The 18,848-nt window shown below is 69.7% G+C and carries 17 protein-coding genes and 1 pseudogene; 11 read left to right on the top strand and 7 right to left on the bottom strand.

From position 1 onward, the window contains the following. Window positions 1-8: 8 nt before the first annotated feature. Window positions 9-440, top strand: a complete 432-nt coding sequence (locus tag ITJ60_RS11620) for a bleomycin resistance protein (protein ID WP_228510169.1) — start codon at window positions 9-11, stop codon at window positions 438-440. Between the two features lie 16 nt (window positions 441-456). Then, the gene (locus ITJ60_RS11615) at window positions 457-909 is read left to right on the top strand and encodes a GNAT family N-acetyltransferase (RefSeq protein WP_194648039.1); all 453 of its coding nucleotides are present in this window, start codon (window positions 457-459) and stop codon (window positions 907-909) included. A gap of 8 nt (window positions 910-917) precedes the next feature. Here ITJ60_RS11615 and ITJ60_RS11610 read toward each other — a convergent pair whose 3' ends face one another. After that, the gene (locus ITJ60_RS11610; RefSeq protein WP_228510167.1) at window positions 918-2,732 is read right to left on the bottom strand and encodes a BCCT family transporter; all 1,815 of its coding nucleotides are present in this window, start codon (window positions 2,730-2,732) and stop codon (window positions 918-920) included. Between the two features lie 340 nt (window positions 2,733-3,072). Between ITJ60_RS11610 and ITJ60_RS11605 the strand changes: the two genes are divergently transcribed. From ITJ60_RS11605 to ITJ60_RS11590, 4 genes are read left to right on the top strand one after another with little or no spacing between them, the layout of a single operon-like run. Next, the gene (locus ITJ60_RS11605) at window positions 3,073-4,380 is read left to right on the top strand and encodes an ABC transporter substrate-binding protein (protein WP_228510165.1); all 1,308 of its coding nucleotides are present in this window, start codon (window positions 3,073-3,075) and stop codon (window positions 4,378-4,380) included. A gap of 26 nt (window positions 4,381-4,406) precedes the next feature. Next, window positions 4,407-5,378 (top strand): carbohydrate ABC transporter permease, encoded by a 972-nt coding sequence (locus ITJ60_RS11600; protein ID WP_194648038.1) that lies wholly within the window; start codon window positions 4,407-4,409, stop codon window positions 5,376-5,378. Continuing rightward, window positions 5,375-6,286, top strand: a complete 912-nt coding sequence (locus ITJ60_RS11595) for a carbohydrate ABC transporter permease (protein WP_111086707.1) — start codon at window positions 5,375-5,377, stop codon at window positions 6,284-6,286. Before ITJ60_RS11600 ends, ITJ60_RS11595 begins: the two co-directional genes overlap by 4 nt. Before the next feature lie 16 nt (window positions 6,287-6,302). Beyond that, the gene (locus tag ITJ60_RS11590) at window positions 6,303-8,666 is read left to right on the top strand and encodes a glycoside hydrolase family 31 protein (RefSeq protein ID WP_194648037.1); all 2,364 of its coding nucleotides are present in this window, start codon (window positions 6,303-6,305) and stop codon (window positions 8,664-8,666) included. A gap of 82 nt (window positions 8,667-8,748) precedes the next feature. Here the strand turns inward: ITJ60_RS11590 and ITJ60_RS11585 are convergent, their stop codons facing one another. Continuing rightward, window positions 8,749-9,810 (bottom strand): LacI family DNA-binding transcriptional regulator, encoded by a 1,062-nt coding sequence (locus ITJ60_RS11585; RefSeq protein WP_194648036.1) that lies wholly within the window; start codon window positions 9,808-9,810, stop codon window positions 8,749-8,751. A 132-nt stretch (window positions 9,811-9,942) separates the two neighbouring features. On the opposite strand from ITJ60_RS11585, the gene ITJ60_RS11580 reads away from it, so the two are divergent. Together ITJ60_RS11580 and ITJ60_RS11575 are read left to right on the top strand one after the other, a co-directional pair. Beyond that, window positions 9,943-11,052 (top strand): fatty acid desaturase family protein, encoded by a 1,110-nt coding sequence (locus tag ITJ60_RS11580; RefSeq protein ID WP_123313590.1) that lies wholly within the window; start codon window positions 9,943-9,945, stop codon window positions 11,050-11,052. 16 nt (window positions 11,053-11,068) lie between these two features. Beyond that, window positions 11,069-11,278 carry a cold-shock protein gene (locus ITJ60_RS11575; protein ID WP_111086735.1) on the top strand — a complete coding sequence of 70 codons (210 nt, stop codon included), beginning with the start codon at window positions 11,069-11,071 and terminating at the stop codon, window positions 11,276-11,278. 181 nt (window positions 11,279-11,459) lie between these two features. Here ITJ60_RS11575 and ITJ60_RS11570 read toward each other — a convergent pair whose 3' ends face one another. The 4 genes from ITJ60_RS11570 to melA form a co-directional block, all read right to left on the bottom strand. Continuing rightward, the gene (locus ITJ60_RS11570; protein ID WP_228510162.1) at window positions 11,460-12,335 is read right to left on the bottom strand and encodes a carbohydrate ABC transporter permease; all 876 of its coding nucleotides are present in this window, start codon (window positions 12,333-12,335) and stop codon (window positions 11,460-11,462) included. Continuing rightward, window positions 12,335-13,294: a carbohydrate ABC transporter permease gene (locus ITJ60_RS11565; RefSeq protein WP_194648035.1), complete on the bottom strand. Its 960-nt coding sequence runs from the start codon at window positions 13,292-13,294 to the stop codon at window positions 12,335-12,337. Before ITJ60_RS11565 ends, ITJ60_RS11570 begins: the two co-directional genes overlap by 1 nt. Continuing rightward, entirely contained in the window at window positions 13,278-14,582 is a 1,305-nt protein-coding gene (locus ITJ60_RS11560) for an ABC transporter substrate-binding protein (RefSeq protein WP_228510160.1), read from the bottom strand. The genes ITJ60_RS11565 and ITJ60_RS11560 overlap by 17 nt, the downstream gene beginning before the upstream one ends. 125 nt (window positions 14,583-14,707) lie before the next feature. Beyond that, window positions 14,708-16,132, bottom strand: coding sequence for an alpha-galactosidase (gene melA, locus ITJ60_RS11555; RefSeq protein ID WP_194648034.1), 1,425 nt, complete (start codon window positions 16,130-16,132; stop codon window positions 14,708-14,710). A 119-nt stretch (window positions 16,133-16,251) separates the two neighbouring features. Between melA and ITJ60_RS11550 the strand changes: the two genes are divergently transcribed. From ITJ60_RS11550 to ITJ60_RS11540, 3 genes are read left to right on the top strand one after another with little or no spacing between them, the layout of a single operon-like run. Then, on the top strand, window positions 16,252-16,530 hold the full coding sequence (locus tag ITJ60_RS11550; RefSeq protein ID WP_194648033.1) for a hypothetical protein: 279 nt from the start codon (window positions 16,252-16,254) through the stop codon (window positions 16,528-16,530). 32 nt (window positions 16,531-16,562) lie between these two features. Then, window positions 16,563-17,651, top strand: coding sequence for a GrpB family protein (locus tag ITJ60_RS11545; protein WP_194648032.1), 1,089 nt, complete (start codon window positions 16,563-16,565; stop codon window positions 17,649-17,651). A 15-nt stretch (window positions 17,652-17,666) separates the two neighbouring features. Beyond that, the gene (locus ITJ60_RS11540) at window positions 17,667-18,491 is read left to right on the top strand and encodes a helix-turn-helix domain-containing protein (protein WP_194648031.1); all 825 of its coding nucleotides are present in this window, start codon (window positions 17,667-17,669) and stop codon (window positions 18,489-18,491) included. A 92-nt stretch (window positions 18,492-18,583) separates the two neighbouring features. Here the strand turns inward: ITJ60_RS11540 and ITJ60_RS11535 are convergent. Further along, window positions 18,584-18,848: pseudogene (locus ITJ60_RS11535) on the bottom strand (hypothetical protein); the annotation flags it as partial.

The raw sequence follows: 18,848 nt of genomic DNA, 5'->3' as shown, positions 1-18,848 counted from the left end.
ATGGGGTCGTGACCGAGATACCTCAGCCCGCACTCGTCCCCGAACTCCTCGTCGCCGACCTGGACCGGAGCCTCGCGTTCTGGTGCGGCCTGTGCGGCTTCGAGATCCGGTACGCGCGGCCCGAGGAGCGCTTTGCGTACGTCGCGTTCGGCAGTGCACACCTGATGCTCGAACAGGCCGGGGTCGGTCGGAACTGGATCACCGGCGCGCTCGATCGCCCGCTCGGCCGAGGCGTGAACTTCCAGATCACCGTGCCCGACAGCCGCGCGCTGGCCGCCACCCTGATCCGTGCCGGCACCGAACTCTTCATGCAGCCCGAGACGAAGTGGTACGCCGTCGGGAGCGAGCAGGCGGGCGTCGACCAGTTCCTCGTGCAGGACCCGGACGGGTACCTGGTGCGGTTCCAGTCCTCGGCGGGACGACGCCCAGTGGCCGACTGAACTCGTACAATCGGCCGTGCCTTCCATCCAGATCGAGAGCCCTCGCAGCGACGACGTCCTCAGCCTGCTCCGCCAGGGAGATGCCTTCGCCCTCGCCCTGTACCCGGCCGAGAACTACTACGGCCTCGACGTCGACGCCCTGGAAGCCGACGGGGTCTCGCTGTTCGTCGCTCGCGAGGGTGACGTGGCCGTCGGCACCGCGGCACTGGTTGATCGGCGCGACGGATCCGGCGAGGTCAAGCGGATGTTCGTCACCGACGACGCTCGAGGACTCGGGGTCGGCCGAGCCCTGCTCCAGGCGCTCGAAGCGCATGCGCTGGCCGGGGGCATCTCGACGATGCAACTGGAGACGGGCTTGCCACAGGTCGCGGCGATCGCCCTGTACGAGAAGCTCGGGTACCGCCAGATCCCGCGGTTCGGGCCGTACACCGACGACCCGACGAGCTACTGCATGGAGAAGCACCTCTGAGCCGGTTGTCATCCGTCCGTCGGGCGCGGCGCGCTCTTGGTATCCGGCCCGTCGTCCAGGCTCGCATCGACCGCCGGGTCGGGTGAAACCTCCTGCGCGCGGACGGGGAAGTCGTCCAGAGCGGCGGCGCCGACGGGCGCCTGCCCGCCGCGCACCCGCTTCTTGACGGCTGCCCACGGCCGACCGAACGCAGACCGCGGCGCGCGCTCTGACGGCCCCTCGACCTCGAGCCCGTAGTACGCGCCGACGTGTTCGAGCAGGACCTCGCGCTCGGCCCTGTCGTACGCCCGCCGCTCGCGGGTGAAGGCGATGATCGTCGACCAACAGGTGAGCAGGAGCACGAGGCTGAAGGGCAACGCCGTCGTGATGGCAGCGGTCTTCAGGGCGTCCAGTCCGCCGCTCAGCAGCAGTGCGACCGCGAGCAGGGCGGAGACGAAGGCGAAGAACACCCGCAGCCAGTTCTTCGGCTCGATGTCACCGCCGGACGCGATCATCGCCATGACCAGGGCGCCGGAGTCCGACGAGGTCACGAAGAACACGCCGATGAGCAGGATCGCGCCGAACACCAGGACGGTGCCGGCGGGCAGATCGCCGAGCAACGTGAAGAGCGAGCCCTCGACGTCGACGGAACCATCGGCGCCGACCAGGCCGCCGGAGCCGTCGGTCTCGCGGTGGATCGCCGCACCGCCGAGGACCGCGAACCACAGGAACGTGAGCACGGTCGGCACGAGCAGGACGCCGAAGACGAACTGGCGGACCGTGCGGCCCTTCGAGATGCGCGCGATGAACACGCCGACGAACGGCGCCCACGACATCCACCAGCCCCAGTAGAAGGTGGTCCACGCGCCCTGCCAGGCCTCGCCCTCGGCGCCCTGCTGCGCGGTGACGTTGAAGGACAGCCCGACGACGTTCTGCAGGTAGGAGCCGATCGACTGCACGAAGTCGCGCAGCAGGAACTGGGTCGGCCCGACGATGAGCACGAACAGCAGCAGCGCTGCGGCGAGCAACAGGTTGAAGTTCGACAGGATCTTCATGCCCTTCGCCACCCCGGTGACGAGCGAGACGATGGTGACGGCGGTGATCGCGGCGATGATGACGATCTGGCTGACGATGCCGCTGTCGGCGATGCCCGCCTTCTCGAGCCCGGCGCCGATCTGGATCACCCCGAGGCCGAGCGAGGTCGCGACGCCGAACACGGTGCCGACCAGGGCGAGGACGTCGATGAGGTTGCCCCAGCCGCCGCGGACACGGTTGCCGAGCAGCGGCTCGAGGGCCCAGCGGATCGAGACGGGGCGGCCCCGGCGGTGGATGGCGTACGCGAGCGCGAGGCCGAGCACCACGTAGATCGCCCACGCGTGGAGACCCCAGTGCAGGAACGTCTGGGTGAGGGCCTGCTGCGCGAGCTCGCTCTCCGAACCGGTGACGCCGGGGCGCGGCGAGGCGAAGTGGCTGAGGGGTTCCGAGACGCCGTAGAAGACGAGGCCGATGCCCATGCCGGCGGCGAAGAGCAGCGAGAACCATGATCCCGTCGTGAACTCCGGTTCGTCCTGGTCCTTGCCGAGCTTGATGTCGCCGAACTTGCTGAAGCCGACGAACACCGAGAAGCCGACGAAGAACGCCGCGATGAGCACGTAGTACCAGCTGAAGTTCCGGACGATGCCGTCCTGCAGGCCGACGAACATCGCCTCGGCACTCGACGGCGACACCAGCGTGAACGCCACGAACCCGAGCACGAGGACGGCGGCGGGCCAGAACACCCACCGCCGGACCTCCGAGGTCGTCGTGCGGGGGCCGGGCGGGGGAGCGGAGGTGGTGCTTGGCATGCACTCCATGGTGCCTGGCGGCGGCTCTGTGCGTTCGCTCAGGCGTGTCGTTCGGGTGAACGCCGTGCAGCCTCGGCCGTTCCGTGCCGGGTTGCGAGCTCGGTGCGGCGCCGGAGGCGCGCACGGAGCGACCAACGGCGCACCGGATGGCGACGTGCGCACGGTGCGCGGAGCGGTCGGGCCAGCGAGTGGCGGACGGGAGGCGCGGGGCGGGAGCGACCCGCGCCTCCCGTCCGCTCGTGGGCGCGCATACCCCGTCGGGTGCGATTACAACGTTGACTTCCATTTTACAGCGCTGTAAACAGGACCTGCGCGACGACGCGCACGAGGGAGTTGCCCGATGGTGGGAAGCAGGACCGGAACGATCAGCGCGGCCGTGAGCCGGCGGGGGTTCCTCGCCGGAGCAGCCGGCGGGATCGCGCTCGGCACGATGGCGCTCGCGGGGTGCGCGGCACCGCGTGCAGCGGCAGGGGGTGCGACGACGCTGCGCTTCTACGAGCAGAAGCAGGAGGTCATCGCGTACTTCGACACGCTGTTGCGGCGGTTCGAGCAGGGGCACTCCGGGCTGTCCGTGGTGCACGACAGCACGACGGCGATCGCGCCGCAGTTCGTCCGCGGCGAGCCGGCCGACGTCGGCTGCTTCAACGACAACCTCGAACTCGCGCGCTACATCTCCCGCGGCGTGCTGAGCGACCTCGGAGACCTGCCGTCGGCGGCACGGGTCCGACCGGACATCGCCACCCTGACGAACCAGTACGCGACGTTCGAGGACCGCACGAGCGTGCTGCCGTACTCGCTCGCCGCCGCCGGGGTCATCTACAACAAGCGGATCTTCGCCGACCACGACCTGCCCGTGCCGACGACGTGGGACGAGTTCGTCGAGGTGTGCCGGACGCTCCAGAAGGCCGACATCACCCCGATCTACGCGACGGACCGCGACACCTGGACGCTGTGGCAGGGGCTGTTCGACTACTCGGTGGGCAGCCTGGTCGACACCGGGTCGTTCTTCACGAAGATGAAGGCACTCGGCACCGACGTCGGCCCGGACTCCGCGGTCTCGTTCGAGAAGGACTTCGCGGTGCCGATGGAGCGTGCGAAGACCATCTCGACGTTCTTCAACCCCGACCACGCCACGCGTGCCTACGCCGACGGCAACCTGGCGTTCGGCAAGGGCGAGGCCGCGATGTACCTGCAGGGGCCGTGGGCGCTCGGACAGATCGCGCTGGTCGACAAGGACCTCGAGGTCGGCACGTTCGCACTGCCGGTCTCGAACGACCCCGGCGACCGACAGGCGCGGGTGAACATCGACCTCGGCCTGTGGATCCCGACCGCGTCGCAGCACCCGGACGAAGCGAAGGAGCTCGTCGAGTTCCTCATGCAGCCCGAGGTCGTCGAGGCCTACAACCGCGACAACCTGGCGTACTCGCCGACGAAGGACGCGCCGCCGCAGCAGGACGAGCGACTCGCCGGCCTGCAGCAGTACGTCGACGACGCCGCGTTCTACCAGGGCGCCGGCACCTTCATCCCCACCTCGATCCCGCTCGGCAACTACCTGCAGTCGGCGATCCGGAGCGGGGACTTCACCTCGATGCTGCAGCGGCTCGACTCGGACTGGCGGCGTCTCGCCGGCCGTTCGGCGACGGTCTGAGCCGGACCAGGACTCCAGGAGCCACCATGACCATGCAGACCCCGCTCTCCCGCGACACCGACCCGGCGACGTCCGGGCCGGCCACCGCGGCCGCCCGCACGCACCGCGCCGCCGGTTCGCGTCGCCCGGGCTCCCTCCGCCGGACGGAGGGCATGTACTACCTGTTCCTCGTGCCCGCCCTCATCGCGTTCACCGCCTTCGTCGTCGCACCCGCCTGCGTCGGCATCTTCTACAGCTTCACCGACTACCTCGGCTTCGGGCAATGGAACTTCCTCGGGCTCGAGAACTACCGGGCGCTCGTGTCCGACCCGGCGATCCTCGCGTCGTACGGCTTCACCCTCGGGTTCGCCGTCGTCACCGTGATCGTCACGCAGGTCATCGCGCTGGCACTGGCGATCGCACTGGCGAAGAAGATCCGGTTCGCCGCGGGCCTCCGGTCGATCTTCGTGATCCCGATGGTGATCTCCGGGATCATCGTCGCCTACGTGTTCAACTTCCTGTTCTCGAACACCGTGCCGGCCCTGGCCACGAGCGTCGGGTTCGGACCGCTGGAGCAGAGCATCCTCGGCGACCCGAACCTGGCCTGGGTCGCGATCGTGATCGTGTCCGCCTGGCAGACCGTGCCCGGTGCCCTCCTCATCTACACCGCCGGGCTCACCTCGATCCCCGAGGAGTTGTACGAAGCGAGCTCACTGGACGGCGCGACCGGCTGGAAGCAGCTGCGCGCGATCACGCTCCCGCTGCTCGGCGGCTTCATCGTCATCAACACCGTGCTCGGCGTGAAGGGCTACCTCGGCGCGTACGACGTCATCGTCGGCCTGACGAACGGCGGCCCGGGCAGCGCGACGAGCAGTGTCGCGATGACCATCTTCGGCGGCTTCACCGGCGGCGACTACGCCTACCAGATGGCGAACGCGACCGTGTTCTTCATCATCACCGTCCTCATCTCCGTGCTGCAGCTCGCGGCGACCCGCGGAAGGAACCTGCGACTCGCATGACCGCCATCGACACCCGCCCACCCACCGACACCCGCGCGGTGACCACCGGCGACGCACGACGACCTGGCCGCGGGCACCGGCGACGCCTCGGCGGCACGAACTGGACCCTGACCGTCGTGCTCGGACTCGCGGCGCTGACGGTCCTCATCCCGCTGTACGTCACCGTCGCCATGGCGTTCAAGACGAGCGAACAGTCCGTCGACGGCAACGCCCTGTCGCTGCCGTTCCCGTTCAACCCCGGCTCGTTCGCGTCGGCCTGGGAGCTCACGCGCTTCCCCGTCTCGTTCTCGGTGTCGCTCGGCGTCGCAGCGCTCACCGTCGTCGCGACCCTGCTGCTCAGCTCGTTCGCCTCGTACGCGATCGTCCGGAACTGGCACAAGCGGTTCTTCCGGTGGTCGTTCGTCTACCTGCTGGCGGCGATGTTCCTGCCGTTCCCGGTCGTCGCACTGCCGCAGATCAAGCTCACCGCCCAGATGGGCCTCGACAACCCGATCGGCGTCGGCATCCTGCACGCCATGTTCCAACTGTCGTTCAGCGTGCTGCTCTACTCGGCGTACCTGCGGTCGATCCCGGTCGAGCTCGAGGAGAGCGCCCGCATCGACGGCGCCTCGACGTGGCAGATCTTCTGGCGGATCATCCTGCCGCTGCTCGGACCGATGAACGCCACCGTCGGGATCTTCGCGTTCCTGGCATCGTGGAACGACTTCATGATGCCGTCGCTCATCACCGCCGACCCGACCCTGCAGACCCTGCCCGTGGTGCAGAACATCTTCCAGAGCCAGTTCGGCACGAACTACAACGTCGCCTTCGCCTCGTACCTGATGGCCATGGCGCCGACGATCATCGTCTACCTGTTCGCGCAGCGCTGGGTCATCAGCGGCGTGACACAGGGCGCGGTCAAGAGCTGAGGGGTACGACGTGACCATGACCACCACCGCACTCCCGACGATCCGCCCCTTCCCCGGATCCGACCCGATCGCCGACCCCGCGGCCGCCGTCACGGGCGAGCACTGGCGGATCACCGTGCTGGACGCCGGCACGTTCCGCATCGAGTGGAGCGACGACGGCGGGTTCGAGGACCGCGCCTCGACGTTCGCGATCCGACGGCGGTTGCCGGTGCCGGCGTTCACCGTGGAGCGCGTCGGCGACGGTGGCGTCGTCGTCACGACCGACCGTGCCCGGCTCCGCTACGACGGCCGTCCGTTCAGCCCGAGCGGTCTGGTCGTCGAGACCATCGGCCCGGACGCGAACCGCTGGCGCTGGGGGCAGGAACCCCGTGACCTCGGCGGCACCGGCCGCACCCTCGACGACGTTGATGGCCGGATGCCGCTCGAACCCGGCATCCTGGCCCGCGACGGCATCACCGCGCTGGACGACAGCGAGTCGTTCCTGTTCGAGGACGACGGCTGGATCGGCACGCGCGTGCCCGGTCGCCGGGACGTCACGGTGTTCGCGTTCGGTCGCGACTTCGACGGCGCCCTCCGGGCCTTCCACCAGGTGTCCGGCGCCCCCACGCGCCTGCCCCGGTGGGCGCTCGGCAACTGGTGGAGCCGCTACCACCCGTACAGCGACACCTCGTACCTGGAGCTCGTGGACCGGTTCGCCGAGGAACGCCTGCCGTTCTCGGTCGCGGTCATCGACATGGACTGGCACCGCGTCGACTCCGTACCGCCGCAGTTCGGTGACGGCTGGACCGGCTACTCGTGGGAGCCGTCGCTCTTCCCCGACCCGCAGGCCTTCCTGGCGGAACTGCACCGGCGGGGGATGCGCACGACGCTCAACCTGCACCCCGCAGACGGCGTCCGGGCGTTCGAGGACGCCTACCCCGCGATGGCCGAGGCGATGGGGATCGACCCGGCGACCGAGCAGCCGATCCCGTTCGACCCGACCGATCGGCGGTTCCTGCAGGCGTACTTCGACCAGCTGCACCGACCGCTCGAGGCGCAGGGCGTCGACTTCTGGTGGATCGACTGGCAGCAGGGCAGTGAGAGCGGTCTGCCCGGCGTCGACCCGCTCTGGCTGCTCAACCACTTCCATCTACTCGACTCGGCGCGCTCGGCGGACCAGGGGATGACCTTCTCGCGCTACGCCGGCCCCGGCAGCCAGCGGTACGCCGTCGGGTTCTCCGGCGACGACGTCGTGTCCTGGGCGTCGCTGGCGTTCCAACCCGAGTTCACCGCCACGGCCGCGAACATCGGCTACCCCTGGTGGAGTCACGACATCGGCGGCCACACCCGCGGGGTCCGCGACGACGAGCTCGCCACGCGCTGGGTGCAGTTCGGGGTGTTCTCACCGATCATGCGCCTGCACTCCGCCGACAACCCGTTCATCCGCAAGGAACCGTGGGTGTTCCCGGCCGAGGCACGCGCCGCGATGGGGGAGGCCCTGCGCTTCCGTCACCGCCTGGTGCCGTACCTGCACACCATGAACCACCGGACCGCCGAGGGCACCGCGCTCGTCCGCCCGCTGTACCACCTGGAACCACGGCGCGACGAGGCGTACCGGGTGCCGAACACGTACGCCTTCGGGTCCGAACTGCTCGTCGCCCCGATCGTCGAACCGCGTGACCCCGTCACCCTGCACGGAACCGCACGGGCCTGGTTGCCGCCGGGGACCTGGACCGACGTGTTCACCGGCACCGTGTACGCCGGCGACCGGTTCGTCGACCTGCACCGCACCCTCGACAGCGTGCCGGTGCTGCTGCGCGCGGGCGGGTTGCTGCCCCTCGCCGCCGAGGACCAACTCGACGCCACCGCGAACCCGACCGCCTTCGAGGTCCTCGTCGCCCCCGGTGCCTCCGGATCGTTCACCCTGGTCGAGGACCAGGAGGACCCCGCCGGCGACACCGGCCGCAGTGCCGAGACCCGTCTGACGTGGGACGCGGCGCTCGCCGAGTTCCGCGTGCACGCCACCACGGGCGCGGTCGACGTCGTCCCGGCCCGTCGCGACTGGCGGATCACGTTCCTCGCCGCCCCCGCGGACGGGCAGGTCGTGTCCGCTCGTGGCGAGGACCGGTTCTCGGTCGACCTGACCGTGGAGTCGACTGCGGGCGGAGCGGTCACGTTGACCGGGTCGCCGGTGGTCGGCGTTGACGCCCGCGAAGCGGTCCGGCGCGCCCTCGAACGCGCACAGGCCGGCAACGCCGAGAAGCTCGCCGCGTGGGAGATCGTGTCGAAAGACCTGCCGCGCGCCGACCGGATCGTCGAACTCGGCACCGTCGACCTGCCCGAGGCGCTGCGTGCCGTCGTCGTCGAGCTGCTGGGGAGCGTGCACCCGGGCGAGCGCTGATGCTGCGCCGAGTCTCGGAGGAGCGGCCCCGAGACTCGCGCTGGGCGACACTCCTCGGGCGGATCGCCACGAGGAGTGTCGCTCAGGCCGAGACTCGGCCCTGGCCCTGCGCCTGCCCGCGGTCGACCGAGCCGTCGGGGAACGGCGCGCTCTCGCCCACCAGCAGCCGGTGCCCGACCGTGACCAGCCGGCCCGGTACCTCCGAGCCGTCCATCCGCTCGAGCAGCAGGTCGAGGGCGGTGTCCGCCAGCGCGACGGTGTCCGGCGCGACCGACGTCAGGCTCGGCACCAGGCTCGACCCGAGTCCCATCGCGTCCCACCCGACCACCGCGATGTCCCGCGGAGCGTCGAGCCCACGCAACCGCATCGCGCGCAGGACCCCGAGGGCAGCGAGGTCGTCGCGGCAGAGCAGTGCGTCGACCCGGAGCCCGGCATCGAGCGCCCGACCGAACGCGGTCTCGGCACCTGCGGCGTCACCGACCTCGCGGGGGACCAGGAGCGCGTCGTGGACCGGCAGACCGGCGGCTGCCAGCCCGGCCCGGTAGCCGTGGAGCCGCACGCCAGAGGTGCTGGACTCCGGGCCGGTCTCGTGCCCGAAGAAGCCGATGCGTCGGCGACCGAGCGCGACGAGGTGCGCGACGGCCTGCGCCGCCGCGGCCGCGTTGTCGATGACCACCTGGTCGGAGTACTGGGGGCGGACGTCCTCGCCGAGGAACACCACGGCGGTGTCCCCGCGGATCCGGTCGATCGCCTCAGGAGTCAGGACCTGGGGGTGGATGACGACGCCGTCGACCACCCCGGCCTCGCGACCGCGCACAGCGGAGCGCTCGCCGTCGGCCTCGCCGAGGGTCTCCTCGAGCAGCAGTTGGTACCCGCGTTGCGCGCAGACGCGGGAGAACACGTGCGCGAGCTCGGCGAAGTACGGCCGCCGGAGGTCGGGGAACGCGAACGCGAGCATGTTCGACCGGCCGGTGGCGAGCGACCGTCCGGAGACGTTCGGGCGGTACCCGAGCTCGTCGATCGCGGCCTGCACCCGGTCGCGCATCGGCGGACTGACGTGCTGGTAGCCGCGCACGACGTTGGACACGGTCTTCATCGAGACGCCGGCGTGCACGGCGACGTCCTGCAGCGTGACCTTGCCCATCCGATCACCGTAGTGGGCAGGCTGATTGTCAGGTGGAATCGCACCTTCAGGCCCTAGGGTCGCACCAAGCGCAATCGCGTGAACTTCCACGAACCGGTCGAAGGGCCGGTCCGCACCGGAAGGTTGGTCCACTTGACCACCACTCCGCTCGCTCCGGGCTACACACGTACTCGTCCAGGAACAGGAAGCCCCAAGGGCACCTCGACCTACTCCGCTCTGCTCGCGCAGGTCAAGGAGAACGGACTCCTCCGCCGCCGCACCGGGTTCTACTGGTCGCTGTTCGGCACACTCATCGTCACCTTCGCGCTCGCATGGGTCGCGTTCGCGTTCCTCGGTGACTCCTGGTTCCAGCTGATCGTCGCCGGCGCACTCGGCGTGATCTTCACGCAGTTCGCGTTCCTGTCGCACGAGGCCGCGCACCGCCAGGTCTTCGCCTCGCAGAAGTGGAACGACCACGCCGGCCGCTGGCTCGGCACCTTCCTGGTCGGCCTCAGCTACTCGTGGTGGATGAACAAGCACACCCGCCACCACGGCAACCCGAACACCGTCGGCAAGGACCCCGACATCGCACCCGACGGCATCCGGTTCCTGCCGGAGGACGCCGCGGCGGTCAAGGGTCCGCTCATGACGACGTTCATGCGGTTCCAGGGCTGGCTGTTCTTCCCGCTGCTGACGCTCGAGGGCCTGAACCTGCACCGGTACGCGGTGCAGAGCATCGTCACCGGCAACGGCACCAAGGCCGACGTCAAGCACCGCTGGCTCGAGGCCGCCCTGCTCGTCGCGCGCTTCGGCATCTACCTGACGGTCGTGTTCTGGTTCCTGCCGTTCGGCATGGCCTGCGCGTTCCTCGGTGTGCAGCTCGCCGTGTTCGGCGTGATGATGGGCGCATCGTTCGCCCCGAACCACAAGGGCATGCCGACCATCGCGCACGACGCCAAGGTCGACTTCTTCTCGCGCCAGGTCCGCACGTCGCGCAACATCCGCGGCGGCTGGTGGGTCTCGTTCCTGATGGGCGGCCTGAACTACCAGGTCGAGCACCACCTGTTCCCGTCGATGCCCCGCCCGGCGCTGAAGCAGGCTCGCCTGCTCGTCCGCGACCACTGCGACACGCTCGACGTGCCCTACACCGAGACCACCCTGCTGCGTTCCTACGGCATCGTCGTCCGGTACCTGAACCGGGTCGGGCTCGCTGCCCGCGACCCGTTCGCCTGCCCGATGGTCGCGCAACTGCGCATCCACTGACGCCGTGCTGTCGACCATGCCGACCGGCACCGTGAAGTGGTTCGACCACGCCAAGGGGTACGGCTTCATCCACCCCGACGACGGGTCCGAGGACCTGTTCGCCCACTTCTCCAGCATCATCGCGACGACCGGCTACCGGTCGCTCGAGGAGAACGACCACGTGCAGTACGACGTGGGCCCCGGCAAGAAGGGCCCGCAGGCGGACAACATCTCGATCATCCGCTGACGCGGACGACGGACGGGAGGCACGGTGCCAGCTGGCACCGTGCCTCCCGTCGTTTCTTTCCCATGTCCACTGCGCTGGTATGCGGAATCGGGCGTACCTGGTCGAAAGAAACGGCCAGGTACGCCCGATTCCGCCAGGTACGCCGCCCGCCGCGCCGCGCCGCGCCGCGGCGCGCGGCGGGCTACTTGATGCCGGTCGAGGCGATGCCCTGCACGAACTGGCGCTGGAACGCCAGGAACACCACGAGCAGCGGCAGCACGGTCACGGTCGCGATGGCCATCACGGCACCCCACGGTGAACTGAACGCCGGGTTGTTCGTCAGCGTCGACAGGGCCACCGGCACGGTCAGGTTCTCGTTGCCCTGCAGCACGACGAGCGGCCAGAGGAAGTCGTTCCACCGGGTCATGAAGCCGAGGATCACGAGCACCCCGACCAGGGGACCGCACGAGGGCAGCACCACCCGGAAGAACGTCTGGAACTCGCCGGCGCCGTCGAGCCGAGCGGCCTCCATCAGGGCGTCCGGCACCCCGAGCATGAACTGCCGGGCGATGAAGATCCCGACGACGTCGAACACGGTCGGCAGGATCACCGCCCAGGGGGAGTCGACCAGGCCGATCTTCGCGACGACCAGGAAGCTCGGCACCAGGGTGACCTGGATCGGGATCATGATCGTGACGAGGAACGCCGAGTACAGCAGCCCCCGGCCCGTGAACCGGAACTTGGCGAGGGCGTACCCGGCCATCAACGACACGACGACGCTCAACGCGGTGCCGACACTGGTGATGAGCGCCGAGTTGCCGAGCCACCGCCAGACCGGCTGCGTGCTGAACACCTGCGTGTAGTTCTCGAACGTCGGCCGCGTCGGGAACAGCGAGAACGTGCCGCTCTGCGACTGCCCGCCGGGGGTGAGCGCCGAGACGACCATCCAGTACAGCGGGAACACCATCAGGATCGCCAGGGCGGTGAGCCCCGCGACGAGCACCCAGCGACCAGGCCGGCGCCGGGAGCGGGCTCCAGCCGGACGGCGGCGGGGACCGCGGACATCGAGTACGGCCATCAGAGCATCTCCTCCGCCTTGCGGTTGGCGCGCTGCCGGAGCAGCGTGAACACGAGCAGGATCGCGACGAGCACCAGTCCGAGCGCCGCGGCGTAGCCCATCCGGGCATCGATGAACGCGGACCGGAACACGTACTGGATCAGCACGGTCGTCGAGAACCCGGGGCCACCGCCGGTCATCACGTAGATGACGTCGAAGGCCTGCAACGAGAACACGACGTTCAGGATGAGCAGGATCGACGTCGTCGGGCGGAGCAGCGGCCACGTGATGGTCCGGAACCGCACCCAGCGCGAGGCGCCGTCGATCGCGGCGGCCTCCTTGAGCTCGGCGGGCACGGACTGCAGCGCGCCGAGGTAGATCACCATGCAGAAGCCGATCCGGGTCCAGACCACGACGACCACCAGGGTCGCCATCGCCCAGCCCGGAGCGGTCAGCCAGGGCACGCGCCCCACCCCGAGCGCTTCGAGCAGGTTGTTCACGACGCCGTAGTCGCCGTTGAAGATCCACGACATGATGACGCCCACCACGACGCCGGCCGCGACCATCGGCACGAAGAACAGGGCACGGAACACCGAGCGCCCGGGCAGCGGCCGGTTCAGGGCGACCGCCAGGGCGAGCCCGATCGCCATCGAGGTCGGCACGGTGCCGAGCGTGAACACGAGCGTGTTCCGCAGCGCCGTCCCGATGAGCGGGTCGGAGCCCATGTCGACGAAGTTCTTCCCGCCGACCCAGGTGCCGTCGCCGAGCGAGGTGCTGGAGTCCTGGAAGCTCAGCGCGATCGCCGTGATGATCGGGATGAGCGAGAAGCCGAGGAACAGCAGCGCCGCGGGGCCGATGAACACGTACGGGACGAAGCGGCCCCGGCTCCGGCGGGCGCCGCCGCCAGCGGGGAGCCCACCGGTCGGTGGGGCGGTGGACGCCGTCGTTCGGACCGGCGCGGTCTCAGTTCGCAGTGACACTGCGCATCGCCTCCATCATCTGGTTCGAGGCCTCTTTCGGGCTCAGCTGCCCGAGCAGGCAGAGGTCGAGGTAGTCGGCGAACACCGCGTTGAGCGAGCTGAAGTACTCGCCGCTCTCGGCCTTCACCATCGAGAGCGGGATCGTCGTCCCCTGGTCGATGAACCGCTGCATCGTGTCGGTGTTCGCGGCGTACCCGATGTCCTTCGCGTCGAGGGACTTCCGGGCGGGCAGCCAGTTGCCGTCGTGGCAGAACTGCTGCATCTTCGACCGCGACGTGATCATCGCCACGAGCTCGGCCGCGAGCTCCGGGTGCTTGCTCGACTTCGTGACGGCCAGGGCGTTGCCGCCCAGGTCGCTCGCCTCGCCGACGTTCCGGATCATCGGGGCCGTACCCCAGTTGTCCGGCATGTCGGTGTCGAGCTGCGCGATCGACTCCGGGTTGTTGAGCATCATGCCGATCTGCCCCGTCAGGAACAGGTTCCGCGAGACGTCGCCGCCGCCGCTCTTGCTGAGGTTGCCCGTGGTCGCGAGTCCGTCGGCGTACCACTTCCGGCCGAAGGCCAGGGCGTCGATCGCCTCCGGGGTGTCCATCGACGGGGTGGCACCGTCCTCGCCGAGGAACGCGCCGCCGTTCTGGTGGACCAGCGGCAGCCACCGGTACGCCGTCTCGGGCGACGACCACCCGTACCCGAACGCGTACTTGCCGGTGACCTGCTTGACCTCCTGCGCGACGTCGAGGAACTCGTCCCACGTCCACGCGTCGGCCAGTGCCTGCGGTGGCGTGACGCCGATCTGCTCCATGACGTCGCGGTTGTAGTAGGTGATGAAGTTGTCGGTGTGCTGGAAGACGCCGTACACGCCGTCGTCCCGCGCGCCGATCGCCCAGAACGGGTCGCTGTAGTCCTGCCGGTAGTCCGCCGGGACGGACCCCGAGATGTCGACCAAGCTGCCGTTCGCGGCGTACCGACCGATCTGCTGCGGGGTGATCCGGATGACGTCCGGCGCCAGGTCGGCGGCGAGCCGGGTGATGAACCACTGGTGGAACTGCCCGGTGGTCACCTCGACGGCGACGCTCGTGCCAGGGTGCGCCGCGACGAACTCGTCGGCGATCGCCTGGTAGCTCGTGATGTCCGTCGGGATGTTCCAGGTGGACAGGCGGATGTGCTTCGTCCCGCCGCGGCCGGTCGTGCCGCCACCGGCGCACGCTGCCAGTGCGCCGGTCAGCGAGATGCCGGCGAGGGCGAGGAACCCCCGTCTGGCGAGCTGGGGGGATGGTCGGGTCGGCATGGTCCTCTCCTTTGAGGTCGTGGTGCCGTTCAGGTCGGCCGGGAGGCGCGGGGTGCGCACACGGGGCGCCGCGCGTCCGACGTGGGGTCGCGTCCTGGACCCGACCCCACGTCGGGCGCGACGGTTCAGACGAGCGCGGGGCGGGCCTCCCGGCCGGCCACCGGTGCCGCGGTGACCGCGTCCGCCGGACGCAACGACTCGGGGAGCAGCGCCGCGTGGGCGTGCAGGAGCTCGTCGGTCATCTCGGCGATGCGGTCGAGCGTCAGGTGCGCCGCCGTCAGCGGGTCCAGAGCCACCGCGTGGTGGACGTGCTCGACGTTGCCCGTCAGCGCAGCGCGCACCGCCAGGGTCTGCACGTTCGTGTTCGTGCGGTTGACCGCGGCGAGCTGCGGCGGGAGCTCACCGAACGACGTCGGCTGCACCCCCTTGCCGTCGACCAGGCACGCGACCTCGACGCAGGCGTCGGACGGCAGGTTCTGGATGACGCCCGTGGCGTTCGGGACGTTGCCGTAGACCACCGCGGGGACGCCCGTCACGATCGCGTTCACGATGCTCGCGCCGTACTCGACGCTCGGCGTCAGGTCGGCCTTGAGCTTCTCGAGCTGCGTGTCCACGTCGCCCTGCTCGTCGTGCGCCAGGCAGATCTCGTAGTAGTCCCAGCGCTCCGGGATGTACTCGAGCACCGTCTCCGGGTCCTTGCGGAAGTACGGCACGTACTCGCTGGCGTGGTGGCTCGACTCGGTCTCGAAGTACCCGAACGAGCGCATCAGCTGGGTGCGGACCTGCTCGTTGCCGCCCTCGTAGTTGCTCGCCGCGGCAGCCGCCTCGCTGTGGTCGCCGTCGTCGTCGTGCAGGTCGGACGCCGCGACGCCGCGCTGGTGCTTCGCCGTCATCACCTCGCGCAGACGCGGGTACAGGTCCTCGCCGTTGCGACGCGTGAACTCGAGGATCCACGCCTGGTGGTTGATGCCGGCGCTGACGAACTCGACCTCGTCGTACGGCACGCCGAGCGTGCGCGCCAGCATGCGGGTCGTGCCCTGCACGCTGTGGCAGAGCCCCACCGTCCGGAGCCCCTTCGCGTTGAGGAACGCCGTGGCCATCGCCATCGGGTTCGCGTAGTTGATGAACTGGGCGTCCGGGCAGAGCTCGAGGGCGTCGCGGGCGATGTCCTCGTACGCGCGCACCGACCGCAGGAACCGGAAGACGCCACCCGGGCCGACGGTGTCGCCGACCGCCTGGTCGATGCCGTACTTGCGCGGGATCTCGACGTCCCACTTGTACGACTCGACGCCGCCGACCTGGAACGTGATGATGACGACGTCCGCACCCGCCAGGGCCGCACGCCGGTCCGTGGTTTCGAGGACCTCGACGCCGAGGCCGTGGTGGGCGACGAGCGCGCGGGCGGCCGTCGCGGTGCGGGCGACCCGGCCCGCGTCGAGGTCCATGAGGTGCAACGTCGCGTCCTGCAGGGCGGGGAAGGAGACGAGGTCGCCGATGAGCCGGAAGGGGAAGACGAAGCCGCCGGCGCCGATGATGGTGATCTTGGTCATGTGTCGACGGTAGGAAGCGCGGGGGTGTGCGGTCCTCCGGCTTCGGACGGTGGGGTTCCAGGATCCTCGGATCGGTCCGTGGTCCGCTGTGCGAGTGTTGTCCGGTGCGCTACCGACTGATGAACGAGTACAGCGTCGACTGGCCGCTCTGGGACGAGGACGGCCTGTGCCCCGAGGGGACACCGGCGTTGTCGGAGACGGTCCGCGACGAAGTACTGCGGTGGGCCGCCGAGTTCAACGAGGGCTACTCGGTGGAGGCGGGATGGCCGACCGAGGCCGCGGCGCGCTCGTCCGAGCGCCAGGCGCGGCGACTCTTCCGGCTCGTCGAACGCGAACTGCCGGCGGGCGACGAGCTGGTGCTGGGCTACTGGGAGACGAACAGACGCACGGGGCTCTGACGGGTCGCGACGGTCGTCGTACGCTGGCGGTCGTGGACGAGTGGTGGGACGTGGTCGATGCGGGCGGTGGAGCGACGGGCACGACGTTCCGGCGAGGCGACAGCGGTTGGCCCGCCGGGTCCTTCCACCTCGTGGTCACGGTCTGCGTCCACCGCGCCGACGGGACCGTCCTCGTCACGCAACGAGCTCCGACGAAGGAGTTCGCGTACGGGTGGGAGTTCCCCGGAGGGAGCGCGCTCGCTGGCGAGTCGGGGACAGCGGCGGCCTGCCGTGAACTGCGCGAGGAGACCGCCCTCGAGGTCGCACCCGAGGCGCTGCAGTGGGTCGGTCGCTTCACTGAGGACTCTGCGCTGGTGGACCTCTTCACCGTTGGGGAACCTGCCGGCTCGACCGTGCGGCCAGCTCCGGCCGAGGTGATGGCCTGGAAGTGGCTCCCCGCGTCCGAGGTGGTCGAACTCCGTCAGAGCGGCGTGATGGCGGATCCGTGGGGACCACGGTTGGACGCGCTGTGGCCAGCGGCGATGGCCACGATCCGGTCCGCCGGAGAGCCTCCCGCGGTGCAGCTGGAAGCACACCGCGACTCCTGGGAGACGGACTACCAGCGTGAGGCGTCGCGGCTCGTCGCCGCGCTCGGAGACCGCGTGCTCGCGATCGAACACATCGGCAGCACGGCCATCCCGGGCCTCGAAGCGAAGCCGGTCATCGACATCGCGGTCCGGGTCGCAGTCGACACGGATCCGTCGGCGCTCGGCCCGTTGCTCGTGGCGACGGGCTACACGCAGCACCGTTCCGGTCCGAAGAACCACGGGGTGTACACCCGAGAGCGAGACGGGGCGAGGACCCACATCCTCCACGCCTTCGCCTCGGACCAGTGGGACGAATGCAACCAACGGCTCTTCCGGGACAAACTGCTCAGCGACCCGACCGCCGTTGCGCGGTACCGGGAGGTCAAGACCCGAGCAGCGCGATCGTCGGACGGTCGTGCCTACACGGCCGCGAAGAGCCAGGTGGTGCAACAGCTCCTCGATGAGGAACGTGCCGCCCGAGGTCTCGCGTCCGTGACGGCGTGGGACAAGGAGGCGCTGGGCTCGCATCGCCGCCCGAGTACCGAGGGGCTCTGACGTAGTCTCGACATCGTGCTCGACGTGGAGACGATGGAAGCGGCGTACTGGAGCCACCGCGGCCCGGCCCCGCTCATGGCGTCGTCCCACCGGCACGACGACCTCGAGATGAACCTGGTGCTCGACGGGCACCTGGACTACCGGTTCGGCGGAGCCCCGGTCAGCGTGCACGCGGGTGAGATCGCACTGTTCTGGGGTTGGACCCCGCACCAGCTCGTGGGTGACGGCACCGGCACGGGCGAGTTCCGCTGGGTGCACATCCCGCTGGCCGAGGTGCTCGCGTGGGGACTGCCCGACCACGACCTCGGAGCGATGCTCCTGAACCGCCCGGTCGTCGTACCGACCGCAGCTGCCGGGCGTGACGTCGAGTCGATGCTCGGGTCGTGGCAGCGGGACTTCGCGGACGACGGTGCGGAGATCATCGCCAACCTCGAGGCGCAGGCGCTCGTGCGTCGCCTGCTCCGGCACCACCGCGACGCCGTTGACCTGCGGCCTGGCGGCGGGCACGGCACCGCGGATGCCATGCACCGGGTGATCGACATGGTGCGGTTCGTGGTCGACCGGTTCCGGGAACCGATCGAGGTCGCTGACGTCGCAGCGGCCGCGCACCTGCACCCGCACTACGCGATGTCGGTGTTCCGACAGGACGTCGGCACCACGATCGTCGAGTACCTGACACGGTGCCGGGTGGCCGAGGCGCAGCGGTTGCTCGCGACGACGTCCATGACGACGTCGGAGATCGCGCACGCCGCAGGATTCGGGTCGCAGTCGAGTTTCTACGTGCACTTCACCCGCGCCTGTGGAACTGCGCCAGGTGCGTACCGAGCGCGGGCTCGCTGACCCGGCGCCTCCACGCACGAGCAACGCCCCGTCGCGAGCGACGGGGCGTTGGCCGTTCCGGTCTGCCATGCACAGCCGGAGTACGTGGGGTGTTACTTGATCTGTGCGGTGATGGTGGCGGTGCCGACGAGGAGGCCGCGCTTGACGGCGTCGGTGCCGAAGGTCTTGTTCAGCAGGCCGGCGGCGTCTTCGGAGACGTGGACGGTGGTGCCGGTCAGGATGGCGTTGTCGCCCTCGAGCTGGAGGGGCTTGAGGGAACCGCCCCAGAGCTCGAACAGGAACGCGTTGGACGCGGCGACCTTGCCGTTGACCAGGACGTCACCGTAGAGCTTGGAGGAGCCCGGGTTCACGACGAAG

The organism is Curtobacterium sp. VKM Ac-2884 (genome assembly GCF_015350945.1).
Lineage (GTDB): Bacteria > Actinomycetota > Actinomycetes > Actinomycetales > Microbacteriaceae > Curtobacterium.
Note: the sequence above shows the minus strand (reverse complement) of the source record. Positions and strands in the feature narration are given on the sequence as shown.